This window comes from Brevibacillus sp. BD137 (assembly GCF_041644655.1).
GTDB lineage: Bacteria > Bacillota > Bacilli > Brevibacillales > Brevibacillaceae > Brevibacillus > Brevibacillus brevis_D.
Window position 1 is genome coordinate 1 of the sequence record NZ_JAOTNO010000026.1, and the last position, 21,157, is coordinate 21,157.

15 protein-coding genes are annotated in these 21,157 nt (G+C 47.4%); all 15 read left to right on the forward strand.

From position 1 onward, the window contains the following. Positions 1-99 precede the first annotated feature (99 nt). A complete protein-coding gene (locus tag ODZ53_RS28915; RefSeq protein ID WP_064199999.1) occupies positions 100-627 on the forward strand; it encodes a hypothetical protein in 528 nt (175 codons plus the stop codon). Beyond that, complete coding sequence (locus ODZ53_RS28920; protein WP_372681814.1) at positions 620-2,131, forward strand: AAA family ATPase; 1,512 nt, start codon at positions 620-622, stop codon at positions 2,129-2,131. The genes ODZ53_RS28915 and ODZ53_RS28920 overlap by 8 nt, the downstream gene beginning before the upstream one ends. Positions 2,132-2,309: 178 nt before the next feature. Continuing rightward, a complete protein-coding gene (locus tag ODZ53_RS28925) occupies positions 2,310-5,198 on the forward strand; it encodes a WIAG-tail domain (protein ID WP_372681816.1) in 2,889 nt (962 codons plus the stop codon). Positions 5,199-5,415: 217 nt separating this feature from the next. After that, positions 5,416-6,705, forward strand: a complete 1,290-nt coding sequence (asnS, locus tag ODZ53_RS28930; RefSeq protein WP_012686198.1) for an asparagine--tRNA ligase — start codon at positions 5,416-5,418, stop codon at positions 6,703-6,705. Between the two features lie 120 nt (positions 6,706-6,825). Further along, complete coding sequence (locus ODZ53_RS28935) at positions 6,826-7,509, forward strand: DnaD domain-containing protein (RefSeq protein WP_199927044.1); 684 nt, start codon at positions 6,826-6,828, stop codon at positions 7,507-7,509. 105 nt (positions 7,510-7,614) lie between these two features. Next, positions 7,615-8,037 carry a hypothetical protein gene (locus ODZ53_RS28940; RefSeq protein ID WP_372681818.1) on the forward strand — a complete coding sequence of 141 codons (423 nt, stop codon included), beginning with the start codon at positions 7,615-7,617 and terminating at the stop codon, positions 8,035-8,037. Further along, on the forward strand, positions 8,018-9,190 hold the full coding sequence (locus ODZ53_RS28945; protein WP_173603909.1) for a glycosyltransferase family 4 protein: 1,173 nt from the start codon (positions 8,018-8,020) through the stop codon (positions 9,188-9,190). Before ODZ53_RS28940 ends, ODZ53_RS28945 begins: the two co-directional genes overlap by 20 nt. Positions 9,191-9,312: 122 nt before the next feature. After that, positions 9,313-10,359: a glucose-1-phosphate thymidylyltransferase gene (locus tag ODZ53_RS28950; protein WP_199927042.1), complete on the forward strand. Its 1,047-nt coding sequence runs from the start codon at positions 9,313-9,315 to the stop codon at positions 10,357-10,359. Then, the gene (locus ODZ53_RS28955; protein ID WP_372681821.1) at positions 10,356-11,159 is read left to right on the forward strand and encodes a glycosyltransferase family 2 protein; all 804 of its coding nucleotides are present in this window, start codon (positions 10,356-10,358) and stop codon (positions 11,157-11,159) included. Before ODZ53_RS28950 ends, ODZ53_RS28955 begins: the two co-directional genes overlap by 4 nt. Further along, positions 11,156-12,106 carry an NAD-dependent epimerase/dehydratase family protein gene (locus ODZ53_RS28960; RefSeq protein ID WP_199927040.1) on the forward strand — a complete coding sequence of 317 codons (951 nt, stop codon included), beginning with the start codon at positions 11,156-11,158 and terminating at the stop codon, positions 12,104-12,106. Before ODZ53_RS28955 ends, ODZ53_RS28960 begins: the two co-directional genes overlap by 4 nt. Positions 12,107-12,133: 27 nt before the next feature. Beyond that, on the forward strand, positions 12,134-13,207 hold the full coding sequence (locus ODZ53_RS28965; protein WP_372681823.1) for a glycosyltransferase: 1,074 nt from the start codon (positions 12,134-12,136) through the stop codon (positions 13,205-13,207). Positions 13,208-13,219: 12 nt separating this feature from the next. Then, entirely contained in the window at positions 13,220-14,506 is a 1,287-nt protein-coding gene (locus ODZ53_RS28970) for a UDP-glucose dehydrogenase family protein (protein WP_372681825.1), read from the forward strand. Between the two features lie 96 nt (positions 14,507-14,602). Beyond that, positions 14,603-16,462, forward strand: coding sequence for an oligoendopeptidase F (gene pepF / locus ODZ53_RS28975; RefSeq protein ID WP_199927037.1), 1,860 nt, complete (start codon positions 14,603-14,605; stop codon positions 16,460-16,462). Between the two features lie 247 nt (positions 16,463-16,709). Then, the gene (locus tag ODZ53_RS28980) at positions 16,710-17,933 is read left to right on the forward strand and encodes an efflux RND transporter periplasmic adaptor subunit (RefSeq protein WP_087350245.1); all 1,224 of its coding nucleotides are present in this window, start codon (positions 16,710-16,712) and stop codon (positions 17,931-17,933) included. Positions 17,934-17,937: 4 nt separating this feature from the next. Next, positions 17,938-21,036: an efflux RND transporter permease subunit gene (locus ODZ53_RS28985; protein ID WP_372681828.1), complete on the forward strand. Its 3,099-nt coding sequence runs from the start codon at positions 17,938-17,940 to the stop codon at positions 21,034-21,036. Positions 21,037-21,157: the final 121 nt, after the last annotated feature.

Below are 21,157 nucleotides of genomic sequence, written 5' to 3' on the forward strand. Positions count from 1 at the left end.
TCCATCCAACATCTGTATAAGAAAATGATATACTCGTGTGATATACTGAGGACGTTGAAGAGAGAGAAAACGAGAACGATATTTATGGGGGGAGTAGCCGTGCAGATGAAAAAGAGCGCAATTGGATTATCTTTGGTGGCAACCTTGGCACTCCTGTTCGGAGGATGGTTCTTGTATCAAAAGATGGAGATTGAGGAGCCAATCCGTGCAGAAATTGGACAAATGCAGTCCGCAACATTGGGCAATTTGGAAATCAACAAAGATAAAATTCAAATAGATGTAACTGTTACAAAACCAGACGCATTTCCAGCAGAATATCGGAATCTGCTAACGGAGACAAAAAAGATCGCAGGGGAAAAAGAAGTGGTCATTGACATCGACAATCAGTCGACAACGATGCACGATATTTGGCAGAGTGGTCAATTTGTGTTTACCGAAGCAGTGGAGTTGCATGAATATAGCCGCATTCCAGCCCTTATGGAACAATGGAAAAAGGGGAATCAACTCGACCAAGCATCTGCATCGATGGATGACAAGAACATTTATGTTTATATGAAAAAAGGAACGGAGGATTTTTATACCATCATCCCCCGATCCAATGAAAAAGAGGTGACGGCACGTGCGTAAGGAAATACTGATCGGCGTCGTACCTGCACTGTTGATTTTTCTTGTTTTTCTTGGTGTAAACATTACGCCATTCCTGGTGTTCGGAGCCGTACTGGGTGCGATTTACTTTCTAGTCATCCGCCAGCAAAATGGTCAAGGTGGAAATGTCGCCCTCGGAGGGAAAAGAAAAGCAAACAAGCATGAGCTGCCGAAATCGGACGTGCAGTTTGCCGATATCGGTGGACAGGAACGCGCCAAAAAAGAACTGAAGGAATCGCTTGATTTTCTCGTGTATAAAGACAAAATTGAGCAGTACGGGATTCGTCCGATTAAAGGTGTTCTTTTGACAGGTCCTCCTGGTACAGGTAAGACACTGATGGCGAAAGCGGCAGCAAACTATACAAATTCTGCTTTTGTGGCGGCATCGGGTTCGCAGTTCGTGGAGATGTACGTCGGTGTCGGTGCACAACGCGTCCGTGAATTGTTTCAGGAAGCGAAGGCATTAGCAGAGAAAAATGGGCAAGACAGCGCGATTATTTTTATCGATGAGATCGATGTCGTCGGTGGAAAAAGGGACGGTCAACAGCAGCGAGAATACGATCAAACCTTGAATCAACTGTTGACGGAGATGGATGGTGTAGCTACGACTGACAAACCGCGGGTTTTAGTCATGGCAGCTACGAACCGGAAGGATATGCTCGACGCAGCGCTGTTGCGTCCTGGTCGTTTTGACCGTCATATTAGCGTTGATCTTCCGGACAAACCAGCACGCGAGCAGATTTTGACCATTCATACGGCCAATAAACCGCTAGGCGAGGACGTCACACTGGAAAAAGTGGCTCAGGAGACATTCGGATTTTCTGGCGCGCAGCTGGAGAGTGTAGCCAATGAAGCAGCTATTTACGCCATGCGTGACCGCCAGGACAAGATCACAGCGAAGCATTTTGGCTATGCGGTGGACAAGGTTATGCTCGGAGAGAAGGTAGACCGTCAAGCATCTGAGGAAGAGAAGAAGCGCGTTGCTCTCCATGAATTGGGACATGCCATTGTCAGTGAGAGCGTGCGACCAGGCTCTGTTTCGCAGGTCACGCTGAGTCCACGAGGCAAAGCACTGGGATACGTCCGACAGAATCCAATGGAAGACCGCTATCTGTATACCAAGGAAGCGATGGAGAAGCAAATCATGGTTAGCCTTGGAGGAGCCGTAGCGGAGGAAATCTACTACGGTGGGCGCAGTACTGGATCGAAGAATGACTTCGAGCAGGCGCTGGGAATGGCACAGGAAATTGTACAAAGCGGTATGTCCGAGCTGGGGATCGTACATTTGCAATACGTGGATAAGAATCGGATTCATGACGAGGTTGAGCGTCTGCTGGAAGGATTGCTCGCAGAAACTCGCAATCTTTTGAGACAATTTGATTCCGTATTCCAAACGGGCTTGCATACATTGTTGGAAGCGGAAGTTCTGCAAGGCGATGAGTTCAGGGCCCTATTGTCACAAACGAAGGAAGAAGTTGCTGTATAAGTGAAGATAATGAACCTGCTAGCCAAGGGAAGAGTCGGCGAAGCAGGTTTTTTTGTGTTTGCTGGCCACTTGGGCAAATCAGGATGAAACAATTTTGTAGACACGGTGCCAAATAAGTAAATGGATGAATATCCTACAAAGGTGATACGGGAATGAAATCAGGAGGCAAGGAGACCCTATGGCCAATGTGAACCGGCGAAAAGCAAACAAAAGTTTGAGCAAAACCTTTAGGCAGACCATGCACGAGTTACCGCTCTCATATACATCATCACCCGATCGGGAGTGGATGGAAGACCTCGAATTAAATCTGCTTGAAAGTCATTTGGAGAGCAGTCACAGAATACCTCCCATCTCTGCTGCCACACCGAAAGAGCAACAAAACCCGATTCCCAAAGTACCCAAGCAGGACCTATCCTCCAAACAGGACTCGTTTTCCAGACAGGATTCAACTTCCAGACAGGATTCAGCTTCCAGACGGGATTCAGCTTCCAGACAGGATTCAGTTTCCAGACAGGATTCAGCTTCCAGACGGGATTCAGCTTCCAGACAGGATTTACCTTCCAAACCGGATACGTCTTCCAAACCGGATACGTCTTCCAAACCGGATACGTCTTCCAAACAGAACGTATCTTCCAAACAAAACGCTTCCTCCAAACAGAGCTCAACTGCTAATCCGAACTTTTATTCGAAGGTCATCAAAGACCGAAATGATGATCGTGTCCAATCATTTGTCTATACAGACGACTTGACAGATCAATCCGTGACAACAGAAAAAATTGCGAACCGGGCCATCGACGCGTCAAAAATTAAGCAAGGCGCCGTGGATAATTCGATTTTGAAGGATTATGCCGTGGACAGCAGTAAACTCGCGGACAAGAGCGTCACTTCCACCAAACTCGCCCCGCATGCGGTACAGAGGGATCATCTGGGGCAGGGAATCGTAAGCGGCGAGCATTTGTTGGATTATTCGATTTCCGCGCAAAAATTGATCAACCATAGCATTACTTCCGAGAAGTTAGCCGATAAAACCATCGACTCGATGAAATTTGCCGATCACTCGATCCAAAGCAAGCATATTCAAGAGCAAGCGATCACGAATGAGTTGATTCAGGATCAATCGATTACCTCGGAAAAAATAAAGATGGGGACCATTCAAACAAGTAATCTCGCCAATTATGTGATCAACACAGTGAAGATTGAGGATGGAGCTGTCACAGGCGATAAATTACGCGATGGAGCTGTAACTTCGACGAAGATAGACGAAGATACAATTGAGTCTCAACATATTCGTGAAGGCTCCATTTACCATCATCATCTCACGGAAGAGCTAATCGATGGCAGCAACATTAGCGCTGGCAGCATCACAGATCATCACATCGCATTTCAGGCCATTTATAGCCAGCATTTACATCCAGAAGCGGTGACCAGTGATAAAGTGGGGCCGTATGCGATATTGACTGAGCATTTGGACAACAATAGTGTCACGGCAGAAAAGCTTGCCAAAGAATCAATTGGCAGCACACATTTACAAGCTGGCAGTGTCCTATCGAGTCACTTGCAAGACGGGATGCTGACGGCTAAAAAAATTGGGGATCAACAAATTACCTCAGCCAAGATAGCTGATAAGGCGATCACTGCCGACAAATTGGCGAACAGGTGTGTAGGAGAGCAACACTTGCTCGATGAGAGCGTGAGTTCACGACATCTGATTGACGGAACCATTCGCTCAGAAAAGCTGGCAAGAAGATCTGTGGAAGAACAGCATTTGACTGACAGAATTATTGGGGGCAATCATCTACGCGAGTACATCATCCAGACCCAGCATTTGCATGACCACTTGGTGACCACCTCAAAGTTGGCGCCGGAATCTGTTTCCACAGACAAAATCTCGGATCTAAGCATTACGACAAGCAAGCTTGGTGATGCTGTCATCACAGCGCCCAAAATAGCCAAAGATGCGATCAAGACCCGCCATTTGGGCAGATTAGCCGTGACGGGGGAAAAGATTGCGGAAAAAGCAATTTCATCTACACATCTCAACAGTCACATCATTCAAGCGGACCATCTCCAGGGTAACTCCATTTCCAAGGAAAAATTACAGGACGGCAGTGTCACCCGAGAGAAAATAGCCGATCAGAGCATTGATGCGAGCAAGCTAGATAGCCATTCCGTTCATGGTGCTCATGTCATAAAAGGCAGCCTGGATGGAACACATATTAAGGAAGGAACGCTCAAAGGAAGTCATCTGATTAGCAAGAGCATAACAGAACAGCACCTGCAAAACCGGATCATTACGCAGGAAAAACTGGCAGAGGACTCCGTGACCGGTTCTAAAATTGCGTCCAAAGCTGTCACTACGCATCATATTGCAAATCAGTCCATTGATGCGGAGAAATTATCCTTTCCGGTAATTGAGACCCATAATCATATAGGAGTAACCTTGCAACAATACGGTTTCGTCCCCTTCAGACTTTCTGCCACAAGCAAGTCTACAGATGTGATTGTTCGATTGCCACAGCCTTTTGCGGATACACATTATTGTATGGTGGCGATGACAAATCAACCGGGCATCTATACATCGCTCAAATATACGAAAAGGACTTCGGCACTCATCACCGTATTTCGCAATCAGGAGGGGCAGGAAGCGACTGGTGTGATTCACTGGATTGGAATTGGAGTAAAAGGAGTAGATGTCCCACACGAAATGTTGGACTGGTCAACAGAGAGTGGACAATTGGAGGCAGAAGAAGTCGAGGAAGATCACGACTTTGATGAGGAAGACGTGGATGACGAAGATACGAATGATGAAGATGTGGAAGATGAGGACATGGTCGACGAAGATACGTATGAGGAAGATGTGGAAGACGAAGATACAGATGAGGAAGACATGGAAGATGAGGACATGGTCGACGAAGATACGTATGATGAAGACAGGGAAGATACGTACATGGACGAGGATGACATGGACGATCACGACACGGATGAAGATGAAGAAGACACGGATGATAGTGACCTCGAGCAAGATTATGAAAGTAGTGAAGAATACGATAGCGAGGACGATAAATAATTCGGTAGGAAACAACAATGGGGCGAGTGGATGATTCAGAAGCAGGGAGGCCGATGTTGAGATCAGGTCTCCCAAATGTATATTGAGTTTACATAATTATTTTATCGTTAACATTATACAGGGAGACTTTCATTGAATTTGCAGGCACCCAATAGTATAATTGTTTGGTATACTTAGTCTGTATTTGCATGGCATGGTAAATGGAGGGAATCATTCAATGTTGACGACGATTGCCCGAATCGGGCAGCATGTTGGACAAGAAGTACGCCTGGGATGCTGGTTATACAACAAACGCAGCAGCGGCAAGATTCAATTTTTGCAGCTCCGCGACGGATCCGGCTTCATTCAAGGTGTAGTAGTAAAAGCGGAAGTAGCGGAAGAAGTGTGGGAAAATGCATCGCAGCTCACACAAGAAAGCTCACTTTACATAACTGGTTCAGTTCGTGCGGATGACCGCGCACCAAGCGGTTACGAACTGACAGTAACAGGTGTGGAAATTATCCAGATCGCCCAGGAATATCCGATTTCCTTGAAGGAACACGGTGTTGACTTCCTGATGGACCATCGCCACCTGTGGCTGCGTTCTCCACGTCAGCGTGCAGTCATGGCTGTGCGTTCCGAGGTGATTCGCGCCATGTATGAGTTCTTCCACGAGAACGGTTTCGTAAAAGTAGACCCGCCAATTTTGACACCGACCTCTGCGGAAGGTACCACCAACCTGTTCCATACCAAATATTTTGATGAGGATGCGTATCTCTCGCAGTCCGGCCAGCTTTATATGGAAGCAGCCGCTATGGCGTTAGGTCGCGTTTACTCTTTCGGACCAACTTTCCGTGCCGAGAAATCCAAGACACGTCGTCACTTGATCGAGTTCTGGATGATCGAGCCGGAGATGGCTTTCGTAGATCACGAAGAAAATCTGCGTATTCAGGAAGCGTTTGTTTCTCACGTGGTACAATCCGTATTGAAAAACTGTGAGCGCGAACTGAAAACGTTGGAGCGCGATACAACAAAACTGCAAAATGTAACGGGATCGTTCCCACGCATCTCTTATGATGATGCGATTAAACTCTTGCAGGAAAAAGGTAGCGAGATTAAATGGGGAGACGACTTCGGTGCACCGGATGAGACGATGATTGCGGACCATTTCGACAAGCCTGTTTTCATCACCCATTATCCTACCGAAATCAAGGCTTTCTACATGAAGCCACACCCTGAACGTCCAGAAGTGGTTCTGTGCGCGGATATGATCGCACCAGAAGGCTATGGTGAAATCATCGGGGGTAGCCAGCGGATTGATGATCCAGAACTCTTGGAGAAACGTTTTGCTGAGCATGAGCTTTCGGAAGAGGCTTATCGCTGGTATATGGACCTGCGAAAATACGGTACAGTTCCTCACTCCGGCTTCGGTTTGGGTCTGGAGCGTACCATTGCATGGATTTGCGGGCTGGATCATGTGCGCGAAACCATTCCATTCCCACGCATGCTGAATCGTCTCTATCCATAGAGTTCCTTTATCGATGAACGATCTACACCCTGTTGCGCGAGGGCAGCAGGGTGTTCCTATTGTATGACAGCGCGTTTTACGCACTCCCTTGTTATCCCAACCCAGAGGTGAATATGCGTTATGGACTCCCATATATTGCAATTGTTGCAAGAAGGAGCAACATCCGTCTCTAACCTTCTTTTGAAAATGTATAAGCGTATGTCATTGACTGATGACGAGATGATGCTACTGATTCATCTGCTGTCCTTTCAGCAGGAAGGGAATCGATTCCCGACCTTAACAGAGCTGGAGGAACGCATGTCCATGACAAGCAGGAGATTGATTCAATCTCTTCAAAAGCTATTAAAAGAAGATTGGATTACGATAGATGAGTTTATCGATCCACAAACTGGTATGCGTCATGAGCAATATAATTTGACACCGTTGTACAAAAAGCTGTACCAGACCTGGCGGGAGCAGCAAGCAGACCCGAGAAGTATCGACCCTTTTATGGAAGTGGCCGTTTCTCTGGATGCCGAACCTGTTGCCATTTACGCTCGTTTTGAGCAGGCATTTGGCCGCCCGCTAGCGCCGTTTGAATTGGAGAACATCCATATGTGGACCGAACAGGACGGCTATCAGGAAGACTTGATTTTGACTGCTTTGCGTGAGGCTGCAACCGTCGGCAAGCTCCACATCCGCTATATTGACCGGATCTTGCTCGAATGGCAAAAGCAACAGATAACAACCGTAGAACAAGCGCGTCTTTACAGCTTGAACTTCCGCAGACAAGCAAATATGAGAGACCACGGGCAACCGCTTTGATTTCATCCAAATCAAGCGGTTTTTTCTATGTCACCGTACACGTACCCATTTTCCTTGTCTGTCATAACATATTACGTAGATGCAAGCTTCAGGAGGCGATAACTTGTGGAAAAACGAAAAAAATGGGATCTGTCTCATTGGGTAACACCAGGTGTGTTTTCAGGAAACTATGTCGTAGATGAGGCAGTTCAACGTATTTCAATCGTAAAAGCCAATGAAAAACAAGATGAGGTAGTAACGGAAAACGTCCAGGAGCTGGTCGTAAATACAAGAGCAGAGCAGCCGAAGGAACTGCTCTTGGAGCCTACCTTCGAAATTATTATGAGAGAGACCGACGAGGCCGTCGTGGAACAGGTTCACCAGCTTGAGCAAGAAGTGATGGAATTGAAAGAGGCGCTTGCTTCATGGGAAGAAAGATGGGAGAAGCTTGAAGAAAACCATTCCAAACAATTGCAGTACTTGTATCAAGTGGTTCTTTCACTGAAAAAGGAGTGGGAGATCGAGCGAAATGAACATCGCGATTATTAGTCCGGGTCCCTTTTCTGTACCACCGGTCAAAGGAAGCTCGGTCGAACACGATATTGACGAGGTCACAAAGATGATCGAGCCCATGCATAACGTGACGATCTACACTCGTCAATGTGCGACCTACCCAACCTCATCCGTGGAAGAAAATCGGCGGTTCATTCGTGTCCCGTATCAAGGGCCAAAGCCATATTTGCGCCGGATTATTCATCATATCAAGAAAAACAAGCCAGATGTCATTCTTGTGGAAAACAGACCGATCTATGTGCTCACATTAAAACGCCATTTTCCCAAGATCCCAGTCTTTGTGAATATGCACTCTCATGTGTACGGGTCACAGCCGATCATCAGCAAGGAAAATATGAAGCGCGCCGTTCGACTGGCAACGGGTTTTATTACGAACAGTGAGTTTTTACGTCAACATTTTATTCGGACGTGCAAGATTCCCGCCAATAAAATTCATGCGGTTCACCTCGGAGTCGATGTCACACCTTATCAGGTTGCAAAAATAGCGGTCAAAAAAATGCGTCAAGAACTCGGATTGAAGCCAGATGATCGCATCTTGTTTTATGCCGGACGACTTATGCGCGGCAAAGGGGTACATGTGCTGATCAAAGCCTTTCGCCAGGTGAGTAAACAAGACCCGAAAGCCAAACTCGTGATTGTGGGGGGGACGGGATACGGCAGCAATCGCCTAAATCCGTATGTTCGAGAGCTCAAACGACTTGCGAAGCCCTTGGGGGAAAAGGTGCGCTTCGTCAATTTCGTCCCATCCGCAAAAATGCCGCTTTACTACCAAATTGGGGATGTCGTAGCCACACCGTCTGTTTGGAAAGAAGCGTTTTGCCGTGTCAATTTAGAGGCAATGGCTGCCGGAAAGCCTGTCATTTCCACTCCACGTGGCGGCATTCGTGAAGTCGTTGCCCACGAGAAAAGTGGCTTTATCATCCCGCCAAAAGATTGGGAAAAAGGATTGCCTGCTGTGTGGGAGTTGTTGTGGAGTTCGCCAGCCGTCCGGAATGAAATGGGCAAACAGGCTCTGCAACGAGCAAAGTTTTTTTCTTGGTATGCAACTGCGCAAGGCTATCTGAACGTATTTGAATCAGTCGTCCCAACACGAATAGAAGAGAAACAGCAGCTTTTAAAAACTGGCTAATTGGAGTGGAAATGAAGTAGGTGGTTGCCTTTTCTTGCACCAATGTGGACGTCTGCCCTGTCCAGCTATCCAGATACGCATACCTTATAAGTATCGCAGAGCACAACTGGGGAGTGATACTTGTGAAAGGGTTAATCTTGTGTGCTGGACGTGGGACGCGACTGCACCCCTTTTCCTATTCGCAGCCGAAAACCCTCCTCCCTGTGGCCAATCACCCGGTCTTACACTATTGCATTCGCAAACTGCGTGAAGTGGGCATTCAAGACATTGGCATCGTGATACATCCTTCTCAATCACAAATTCCTCCCATGGTGGGCGATGGTAGTCAATTCGGGGCTACCATTACGTTTATCAAGCAGGAGGTACCATTGGGAATTGCCCATGCTGTCCAGCTAGCGCAACCGTTTTTGCAAGACGAACCGTTTATCTTGCTACTAGGTGATAATTTATTGATGGATTCGCTTCACGGGCTTACAAAAGCGTTTACGAAGGGAAAATCTGACGGTGTCGTGATGCTAAGTAAAGTGGAGAGACCACAGGATTATGGGATCGCAGAAGTACAAAAAGGACGACTGATCTCTGTAGAGGAGAAGCCACGTCAGCCAAAGAGCAACCTGGCAGTGATTGGTGCATACCTGTTTACGCCACCTATTTTCGAGTCGATTGCTACCCTACAACCATCTCCCCGAGGCGAACTAGAAATAACGGATGCGATTCAATCGATGATAAATCGCGGATTCAAATTGGCTCACTCCGTCACCCATGGGAAATATTCGGATGTGGGAACCATCGATCGATGGCTGGAGGCAAACCAGTGGATGCTTACGAGGGAGCTAGGCAATCAACATCAAATTGGCAAAGGAACGGTTGTGAAAAATTCGAAGATTACGGGTCCCGTACGAATCGGTGATGATTGTGTGATTGAAAATTGCCAAATCGGACCGTACGTATCGATCCAAAATGGCGTAAGCTTGAGAAATTGCTCGTATATCGAAAACAGTATCTTGCTGGAAAACAGCTCGCTGCAGGACATTGCTTGGAAAATAACAAACAGTGTTTTCGGACGCTCATCGATGATGACGGGTCAATCTTCTAACAGTACAGGAGTCTTCATTGTCAGCGACAAATCGTCCATTTGCATTCCGGCAGTCAAGAGGGAGGACGTATGAATCCGACCTTTACTGTAGTCATTCCGACATACAATCGCGCCAAGTTTATTCGCAAAGCCATCAAAAGCGTCTTGAATCAAACCTCAAAGGATTGGAAGCTGTTGATCATTGACGATGCGTCCACCGATCGCACCAGAAGTAAAATTGAAAAATATATGTACCACCCAAACATTATGTATCATCGAATGGAACAAAATTCTGGGATCGGCAAAGTCATGAATAAGGCATTGTCAATGGTGGATACCCCTTATCTCGTACAACTCGATTCCGATGACTGGTTACCGAAACGAACGCTGGCTGTACTTAAAAAGTACATTCACAAAAGCAGGAAAAGCACGGCTCTCTTCTATGGGAACATGAACATCTGGAAAGTTCGGCGTGGAAAATATACCAAGTCGATTAAGGTGAAGCACAAGACATTTCATAATAAATACCAGTTTCTGAAGTACAATCGCTGGATGGTTTCTCCACGTTGCTATCGCGTAGAAGCCCTACATCAAGTGGGTGGTTGGGATACCTCGGATCGATACGAGGGAAGGATTATGGAGGATCGGCGAATCATTTTGCGATTAATTGAAAAGTATCGGGTGAGGTACATCAACCAAATCCTTTACAACCGGACGAAGCATAAAGGTCAGCTCACGGATAGCAAGATGAAGTTCCGCCGAAATTATTTAAGAAAAAAAACATTCAAATATTATCTGAATAGGTGGGGCAAAAAGTACAAGGCCATCTATGGTTACAAGGACGGGTATTTAGTCATTAGAAGGCTCAAGAAAGTGAGGCGTCGGAGGCGATGAAGAAAGCTCTTGTCACCGGCTGTGCAGGTTTTATTGGGTCTCATTTGACGCAGCGATTGTTGAACGATGGCGTAGCAGTCATCGGGATAGACGGGTTCATCGATAACTACGATGTAGCTGCGAAATTACGTAATCTGGCCGAAATAGGAAAGCATCCTGCCTTCACCTTCCACTCGACAACGCTTCAGACGGGGCGTTGGGACATTTGGCTCGAGAACGTCGATGTTGTTTTTCACCTCGCTGCCTTGCCGGGCGTGAGAAACAGCTGGGGAAAGTCCTTTGCTGATTATGTTAGTCATAATATTTTGGCCACACAAGAATTGCTGGAGGCTTGCTTGCAAAGACCGAAGCCACCTGTCATCGTGGTCTCGTCCTCCTCTTCGGTTTACGGGACGATGCAAGGGATCGTAACGAATGAAAATGCGCCTCTTCGCCCAGTTTCCCCCTATGGGGTGACCAAGGAAGCGATGGAGCAAATCTGCTCGGTTTATGTGAAAGCTTATGGACTCCCGGTTACCATGCTTCGTTACTTTACGGTATACGGTCCCAGACAGCGTCCGGATATGGCTTTCCATCGTTTCTTTCGCCAAATGATGAAAGGCGAACAGGTCATCGTCTATGGTGATGGTCAGCAATCACGAGACTTTACGTATGTGACAGACGCGGTAGAGGCGAATCTGCTCGCTGCACAGCATGCTGTTCCTGGTGACATTTTTAATGTGGGGGGAGATCGGGAAATCAAGCTCATCGATGTACTATCCATCATGGGCACGTTAATGAATCTGACCCCTCGCATTACGTATCAAAATGGGCCCGCAGGTGACTCTCTACGAACCTGTGCGGACATCCAATTTGCCCAACAACGCTTGGGATACAAACCAAAAGTGACGCTAGAAGAGGGCCTTCGCCATCAATTAGCAGAGATTCGTTCGCAATCGAAGGGGTAACACCCGTCCATAAAGGAGGCCAGTTGCATGCATCGGGTCCTCGTTTATCGCAGAAAGTTTCTTCCCAAGAGTGAAACATTCATTTACGAGCAATTGCTTGGACATCAAGTGGTCAAACCCATCGTGTTGACCCGACAGCGAGCCTTTAATCGAAAACAATTTCCTTATTCGCCGGTCTATGTGCGCAAGCATATGGCCGGCCTCTCCACTTGGCTGCGACGAAAAAATTTTAAATGCCTGCATGCCCGTTTTGGCCCTGCCGGGTTAGAATTGCTTCCTTATGCACAAAAAAGCAAGCTCCCCCTGATCACTTCCTTTCACGGCTTTGATGCGACTAAGCGCGTAAAAGAAAATCCAGTGTACAGACGGTCCCTTATACGTCTCTTTCGAAAGGGCCAGGCTTTTACAGTCGTCAGCAATCACATGAGAAAGCGCTTGATTCGTCTCGGCTGTCCTCCGTCCAAAATTACCCTTATCCGCTCGGGAATTGATTTGCGCAAATTTCCCATGCTGCCGCCACAGCCCGTGGATAATGGGGAGTACCGATTGTTAAGCGTAGGGAGACTGACTGAAAAAAAGGGGATGGATACGCTAATCAAGGCGTTTACGCATGTGCATAAAAAATATCCCAAGGCGAAGCTAATCATCGTCGGTGATGGAGAAGAAAAAAAGAAGCTCAAACGACTGATTAAGAAAAACAGGCTAGGCACACAAGTCGTGCTCAAAGGAGCTCTGCCACATCGTGAAGTCCAGCGAGAACTGACCAAGTGCCATTTATTCATCATCGCTTGCAAGACAGCGCGAAATGGCAACCAAGAGGGAATTCCCAATGTCATCATGGAAGCGATGGCGAGCGGACGCCCTGTCATTTCCACCTATCACGCGGGGATTCCGGAGCTGGTTGAAAACAAAGTGACGGGGTATCTGGTTCCGGAGAAATCACCGACTGCGCTCGGGAAAATGATAAACCGTGTACTAACAGAAAGTCACGAGTGGACACAGATCACGACAGAGGCTCGACTGAAAGTAGAAAAAAACCATGACATCCATAAGCAACGGATGAAGCTAGAAGAGCTCTATTTGCGTGTGTCGAAAAAATGATGAGGTGAAGGAATGAAAGTTGCCGTTATTGGGACCGGTTATGTAGGTTTGACAACTGCTGTTTCCCTTGCCATGAACGGTCATGAGGTGACGGGTATTGACCTCGTTGCATCCAAAGTAGAAAAATTGCGCCAAGGGATCTCGCCGATTTACGAGCCGGGCTTGGATGAGGCATTGAAAAAAGTATTGGATGATGGTGCGCTTGCATTTTATACGGACCTGACGGAAGCGAAGGATGCAGAGATTTTTTTCATTTGTGTAGGGACACCTGAAGCAGTAGACGGCACAGCCGATTTAACGTATTTACTCGGGGCTGTTTCTGACGTGGAAAAGGTCCATTCGCTCGAACCGCAAGAACGCATCGTGGTAATCAAGAGTACCGTACCAGTCGGAACTGGCGAAAAAGTAGCGGGGATGCTGGCTGGCTGTCAAGGGGTATCTGTTGCATCCAACCCGGAGTTTTTACGGGAAGGGAGCGCATTAATAGACGCTCTGGAGCCTTCGCGAATCGTCATTGGTGTAGATAATCCTCAGGCAGCGGCCCGCATGGAGGAACTGTACAACGGTGTGAAGGCACCGCGAGTAATCACCAGCAGAGCAAACGCAGAGCTGATCAAGTACGCTTCCAATGCATTTTTGGCCACGAGAATCTCCTTCATGAATGAGCTAGCACGGTTGAGTACTGCGCTCGGGACGGATATCGTGACGATCGCGCGAGGAATGGGACTGGACAGCCGAATCGGTCCGCAATTTTTACGGGCAGGAGTAGGCTATGGCGGCTCCTGTTTTCCGAAGGATACGATTGCGCTATTGCAGCTCGCAGCAGAGCACAATATTCACTTAAGCATTTTGGATAAAGTGCGAGAGGTGAATGCGACGCAGCCTGCCTGGTTTTTGGAGCAGCTGTGCTTGCAACTCCCTGATCTGAAAGGCAAACAAATTGCCGTTCTGGGGTTGACGTTTAAGCCGGATACGGATGACATCCGCGAAGCGCCATCGCTCAAATTGATAGAAGCACTCCTGCAAAAAGGTACTACCGTGAAGGCGTTCGATCCGATTGGGGTATCTGGTGTCAGTAAGCAGTTTCCACAGATCACGTATACGCAATCCGCAGCAGAAGCATGCGAGGGAGCACACGCCGCCTTATTGGTCACAGAATGGGAACAGTGTGTCCAACTGGATTGGAAGCAGGTTTATCAAAGCATGGCACAGCCGCTCTTGGTAGACGGACGAAATGCCTGGCCGAACCAGGAGGTAAAGGAAGCAGGCTTTCACTATATCGGTGTAGGGAGAAGCTGACTTTTCCATTTTGGGAAAGCTCGGCTTTTTTCTATGGAAAACGTGAAAGCGGCTGATTGATTTGAACCTATAGGCATAATACGATAGGATACACATATGGATGATTTGACCATTTCATCTTACATGAATAACGAGGGAGTGATCACGGTGAATAAAAGCAAAACACTGCCGAAACGCAGTGACGTCCCCGCTGAATACAAATGGCGTCTTGAGGACATGTATCCCACGGATAATGATTGGGAAGCGGACGTTCAAAAAGTAAAGCAGCTCACAGAAAAAATCGCAGCAATGAAAGGCTCTCTGGCTACTTCGGGTAAACAGCTGCTGGCCGTGTTGACTCTGCAAGATGAATTGTTGAAGACGCTTGACCAAGTGTACGTCTATGCACGTATGCGTCGAGACGAAGACAATGCGAATAGCAAGTATCAAGGGTTGACTGACAGAGCGACTAGCCTGAGCACGCAAGTATACGGCTCCATTTCGTACATACAGCCGGAGATTTTGGCGATTCCGACGGAAGACTTGCAGACGTGGATCAAAGAAGTAGAGGGTCTTGAGCACTATCGCATTTTGTTGGATGAGATTACTCGCTTTAAGCCACATACGCTATCCGCCGAGGAAGAAGCATTACTGGCAAACATGAGTGAGCTTGCGTCCTCTCCTTCCAAAATTTTTGGGATGCTCAACAACGCTGACATGAAATTTCCGATGATCACGGATGAAAACGGCGAGGAAGTCGAGCTGACCAAGGGACGCTATACGCAGTTCATGGAAAGCAAGGACCGACGCGTGCGTAAAGAAGCATTCGAGGCATTGTACAGTACGTATGGCAAGTTCCGCAATACGATCGCAGCTTCTCTGACATCTGCCATCAAAGGGGATGTTTTCTACGCACGTACGAGAAAATATCCGTCTGCTCTGTACGCAGCCTTGTTTGCCGATAATGTGGAGCTCCCTGTGTACGATAACCTAATTGCAACGATCCACGAGCATCTTCCGCTCATGCACCGCTACATTGCTTTGCGCAAAAAATTATTGGGCGTAGATGAATTGCACATGTACGATTTGTATGTGCCGATTGTACCTGAGACGGACATGAAAATCCCGTATGACCAGGCTGTCTCAACGATCAAAGAAGCACTTCATCCACTAGGTGAGGAGTACGGTCGCATTTTGGATGAGGGCTTTTCCAACGGTTGGATCGATGTGCATGAAAACGAAGGAAAGACAAGCGGAGCCTACTCATGGGGCGCCTATACATCACATCCGTTTGTCCTCATGAACTATCAGGACAACGTCAACAACATGTTTACGCTGGCGCATGAGATGGGGCATGCTTTGCATAGCTACTATTCCAATCACGCACAGCCTTACACGTATGCCGATTACAAGATTTTCGTAGCAGAAGTAGCTTCCACATTGAACGAAGCACTTCTGATGAATCATTTGCTCGAGACGACGACAGACAAGAAACAGCGCATGTACTTGATTAATCATTATCTGGAGCAGTTCCGTGGAACAGTATTCCGTCAAACCATGTTTGCCGAGTTTGAGAAAATTGTTCATGCAAAAGAAGAGCAGGGAGAGCCGCTGACAGCCGAATCTCTCAGTACGATTTACCGTGAGCTCAATGTTGCCTATCATGGTCCAGATATGGTCGTAGACAGCGAAGTTGATCTGGAATGGGCGCGGATCCCTCATTTCTATCGCGGATTCTATGTATATAAGTACGCGACTGGCTTCTCGGCCGCGACGTCTCTTTCCAAGCAGATTTTGGAGGAAGGTCAGCCAGCCGTGGATCGTTACTTGCAGTTCCTCAAGGGCGGCAGCTCAGATTATCCACTCAATCTGCTCAAGGGCGCAGGCGTAGACATGACGTCGCCAACGCCGATTGCGGAAGCATTGAGTGTCTTCAAGGAATTGCTCGAAGAACTGGAACAGCTGGTCGAACAATAACGTGGATCAAATCCAAAAGGCAGTTCAAGTCTATGACTTGGCTGCTTTTTTTGTGAATTTTCCCTCAGGATCGTCCAATAAAAGGTAACTTTCCCAGTTTTGTTGCGTATCTATTTATGCGCTGTTCGGTATTGTTATCCGTCTTGGGACGGAGATAAATTTCCACCCGCTGACTGTTTTGCAGCAGAGGTAAAAACTGGCACAATTACGCCATGAGGAATGATTGTGAAAATTTGGAGGAATTCTAGTGAAAAAACGGGCATCCATTATTCTGGCTTCGGTCATGTTGGTCGCTGCTGGTTGTTCAGCACCAGCACCAGAGGCACCGCAGCAGACAGAGGCAAAGGCGAAGGTAGTAGAGGTTGTAAAGGTCCAAAAGGCAACAAAGCCAGTGATGCTCGCAGTCACAGGGATGGTGGAAGCCAAGCGGGACGCGGTACTGTCATTTGGTACAGGCGGAACGATCTCAGCGATCTCCGCGACCAAAGGAGCAAAAATCGCCCAAGGACAGCTATTGGCCACATTGGATACGCGTTACACCCAAAAAGAAATTGCAGCAGCACAGGGGCAGGTAGAGGAAGCAGCAGCGCGGAAAATCAAGACGTTAAAGGGCGCGACAGCAGAAGCACTTGAGCAGAAGCGCTTGCAGGTAAAAAGTGCGCAAGACAGTCTGGATAAAGCAAAGCAGGACCTCGCAACAAGTGAGAAGCTGTTTGCTGGCGGAGCCATTTCGCAAAACGAAATAAATGCGAGTAAACGGGCCGTTACGCAAGCAGAGATTACACTGCGTGACGCTCAGTTGTCTCTGAATGAGCTGCAAAAAGGAGCGGAGCCGGAAGATGTCATGGTCGCCAATGCATCGATTAAAGCTGCTGCTGGCGGTGTAGACCGCGCGAAGAAGAGCTTGGATGATGCGAAAATTCAGGCGCCATTTGCGGGAACAGTCGTGGATGTAAGGCTGCAAATCGGAGAGCAGGCTTCTCCAGGTCAAGAAATTATTCGTATTGTTGACCTGTCCGACGTAAAGGTAACTTTGGATGTCTCCAATGAATTGATCGGCCAATTCCGTGAGAAAACGAAGGTGCAGGCCTTGGCAGACGATGGTAAGAAAAGTGAAGGGACCATTGCATTTATCTCTCCAGTTGTGAACAAGGATACAGGGAAGTACCGCGTCGAGATCACGATTCCGAATGCAGATGGTTACTGGCGTGGAGGAATGGCCGCAACAATTGAGGTGCCGCGCCAAGTGAATGGCTTCCTCGTGCCGCTAGAAAGTGTCGGCGTGAGTCAAACCGACCATTACGTAATGGCAGTAGAGAATGGACTGACAGTAAAAAAACCAGTGAAGACCGGTCAATTGGTCGGAGACTCCATCGAAATCGTATCTGGAGTGAAAGAAGGCGACCAACTCCTGCGCAGTGGAATTACATTCTACGTCGAAGGGCAAAAAGTAGAGGCGAAGGGAGAATAGTTGCATGAACAAAGTGATTCTCTTTTTGCTGAAAAGACAGCTAATCGTCTACTTGTTTACATTTTTGCTCGTCATTGCAGGTTTGGGTTCCTTATTCAGTTTTAATGTCGAATTGGTTCCAAAGACGAATTTCCCAGATATTAACGTAAGAATTTCCGGTGGTGCACTTCCACCAGAAGAGATGGAAGAAAAAGTAACGAAGAAAGTAGAGCAAGAACTAAAGTCGATTAATGATATTAAAAAATACTCTTCTTCAACAAGTGCAGGTCACGTTAGAATCAATATTTCTGCAAATGAAGGAAAAGGCGAGCAGGTTAAGCAAGATGTACAAAATGCCGTTAACCGTCTCCGAAACGGTTTTCCGAAAGCGGTTAACACAGTAGATATCTTTCAGAGCAATATGGGTAGCGATCAAATGATTGATTTTGCCGTCGTCGGAGCAGAGCCGAAGACCATGCTGAGCTTGGCAAAAACGTCGATCAAAGATCGCATTGAAGAAGTCGAGGGCGTCAAGGAAGTAATCGTAGAAGAGAAAAGCTTCGAGAATAAAATTACCATATCCTTTTTGCCACAGCGATTGAATGCTTATCAAACAACGCCAGCGGCTATCATTTCACAGCTTCAGGATACAAATTGGAAGCAAGGGATTGGTACACTGGAGAACACGGGATTTGATACGGTTGTCATGATTGACAATACTTATCAGACTCCGCAGGAGATAGAGGCACTGCCAATTGATACACCGAAAGGAACCGTTTCTCTGAACCAATTGGCACAAATTGAAGATTTGCGTGGAAAAGTGAAAGACTACGTCGCCCTGACAAACGGTTCCGTGTTTATTCAACTCAGCGTGACGCGGGCAGACGGCTATGACTTGATCACGACGCAAAAGAATGTAGAAGAAGTCGTTCGCAAAATAAACACAGAAGCAAACGGCAAATACAACATCAAAGTCATGTTCGAAGGAGCTTCCTTTGTCGAGCATGCGGTGAGCAATCTCAGCCGGGATGTCATGATTGGTGGGGCGCTTGCGATCATCATCTTGTTCGTCTTCCTTCGCAACTGGAGGGTCACACTCGTCATCGCTACGACACTGCCACTCTCTGCGTTCATGACGTTCATCGCGATGAAACTCGCAGGCTACAACATTGATATGATCAGCTTGCTGTCGCTGAGCTTGTCAGTTGGCTTGATCGTCGATGCCGCCATCGTCGTATTGGAAAGTATTTATCACTACCGGGAAAAGGGCGAAGAGCTGAAGCAGGCTATTATTAAAGGTACAAGAGAAGTTTTGACACCTGTGTTCACCTCGCAGCTCACGATCATCATCGTCTTTTTGCCACTTGTCTTTGCGGATTTTGAAGATTGGCTGAAACCGGTTTTGGCCACAATTGCCTTTACGGTTTCCGCTGCTATTATTTCATCGACGATCGCTGCTTACTTCTTCGTTCCCGTGTTTTCCAATCGCTTCTTGCAAAAGGATAAGCATGTTTCGTTAGAAGGAGAAGGCAAGGAACACCTTATCATTCGCGTATTCAGCGGTATTTTACAAGTAGCGATTAGACATCGGGTAAAAACGGTTTTACTTGCGATTGCATTGCTGGTTGGTTCTGCTTTCCTCACACCTTTTATGAAAATGGGTCAAGGAATTAACGCCAACGAAAATATTGTTTTTGTCAATATGAAGATGCCAATCGGTTCTAAGTTGGAAACAGCTCAAAAAGCAGCCGTCACCGCGGAAACATCGCTGCGGGAGATCCCGGAGATAAAGGATGTATTCTTCTTTACTTCCAAGGAAGAAGCAACATTGTTCATTTCCTTAATTCCGAAGACGGACAGAACACGTGATAAGGACGCTTTGAACGAGGATATTAATAAGCGCCTGAATGAGACCCCAGGAATCGAATCCGTCTCCATGTCTTTCGGACAACAAGGCGGAAGCGGTCCGATCCAACTGGATGTTTACGGGGATGACATGGAGGTCATGCGGAAGGTCGCAACCGATCTGGAAGCGATGCTTGGCACGATCAACGGGCTCACCAACATTCGCAACGATTTTAAAGAAGGAAAAGAAAAAGTTACGTTGCTGCCAAAACAAGATGCGCTTACTAGACTGAATGTAGATCACCGTTCACTGTTGCAACAAATGAGCGTGTTAATCGGCAGCCAACACATTACGTCGATCACACAAGATGGAATCGAAGTAGATGTCGTTGCCAAGATGCCGGACAACTGGCTGAAGCACCCAGATCAGCTCAAAACGATTACGGTGACATCGAAAGACGGGGCAGCAGTGCCTTTGGCAGATCTGGTGGTTATGGAGTACAGTAAGTCTCCGATTACGATTGAGCGTAAAGAAGGCGAACGCATCGTGACGGTTTCTGCCGAGATGCTGGGAAGTGAATTAGGGGCAGTAGGCCGTGAGATTGATGAGAAATTGCCAAACGTGCCTGTTCCAGCGGGTTATAAAGTGGAAATCGCCGGTAAGTTGAAAGAGCAAAGCACGAACATGAGTCAAGGGATATTCGTATTCTTAGGTGTTCTGGCTCTGATTTACGTCATCATGGTTGCCCAGTTCGGGCGGATGTCTCAGCCGTTTATCATCATGCTGACCATTCCAATGGCCTTGGTCGGTGTTGTGCTTGGCTTCGTCCTTACACAGCGGACATTCGGTGAAATGGCGATGATCGGGATTATCATGCTTGTCGGTATCGTCGTATCCAACGCGATCCTCTTGATTGACAGGATCAACCTGCTGCGCAAACGTGGAATGGAAACCGCAGAAGCGATTATCCAAGGAACGAAGGAACGTATTCGTCCCGTTATTATGACGAAGCTGACGGCGATTCTCGGGATGCTGCCGATGGGTCTTGCCATGGCGGAAGGCTCAGATTTGGAAGCGCCACTTGCAACAGCCGTTATCTCCGGCTTGATTTTTCACACGGTCGTAACACTAGTACTCGTTCCTGTCCTGTACTCCCTGTTTGAGGGGGCGAAGGCAAAAAGACTGGCAAGAAAAGCGGCTCGTCAAGCGAAGCGCGAAGCAAAACGAGAGGCAAAACAAAACAAAGACAAGAACGTACCTCCGACAGAGGTAGAGTGATTCGCAAGAGAAGGGGAGCATATGCTGTACCCCTTCTCTTTTGCTTTTCCTTCATCTGAAAGTTCTGTAGAATAAAGAGATCAAGATACATACATGAGTGAACTATGAAAGGAGCATGCAT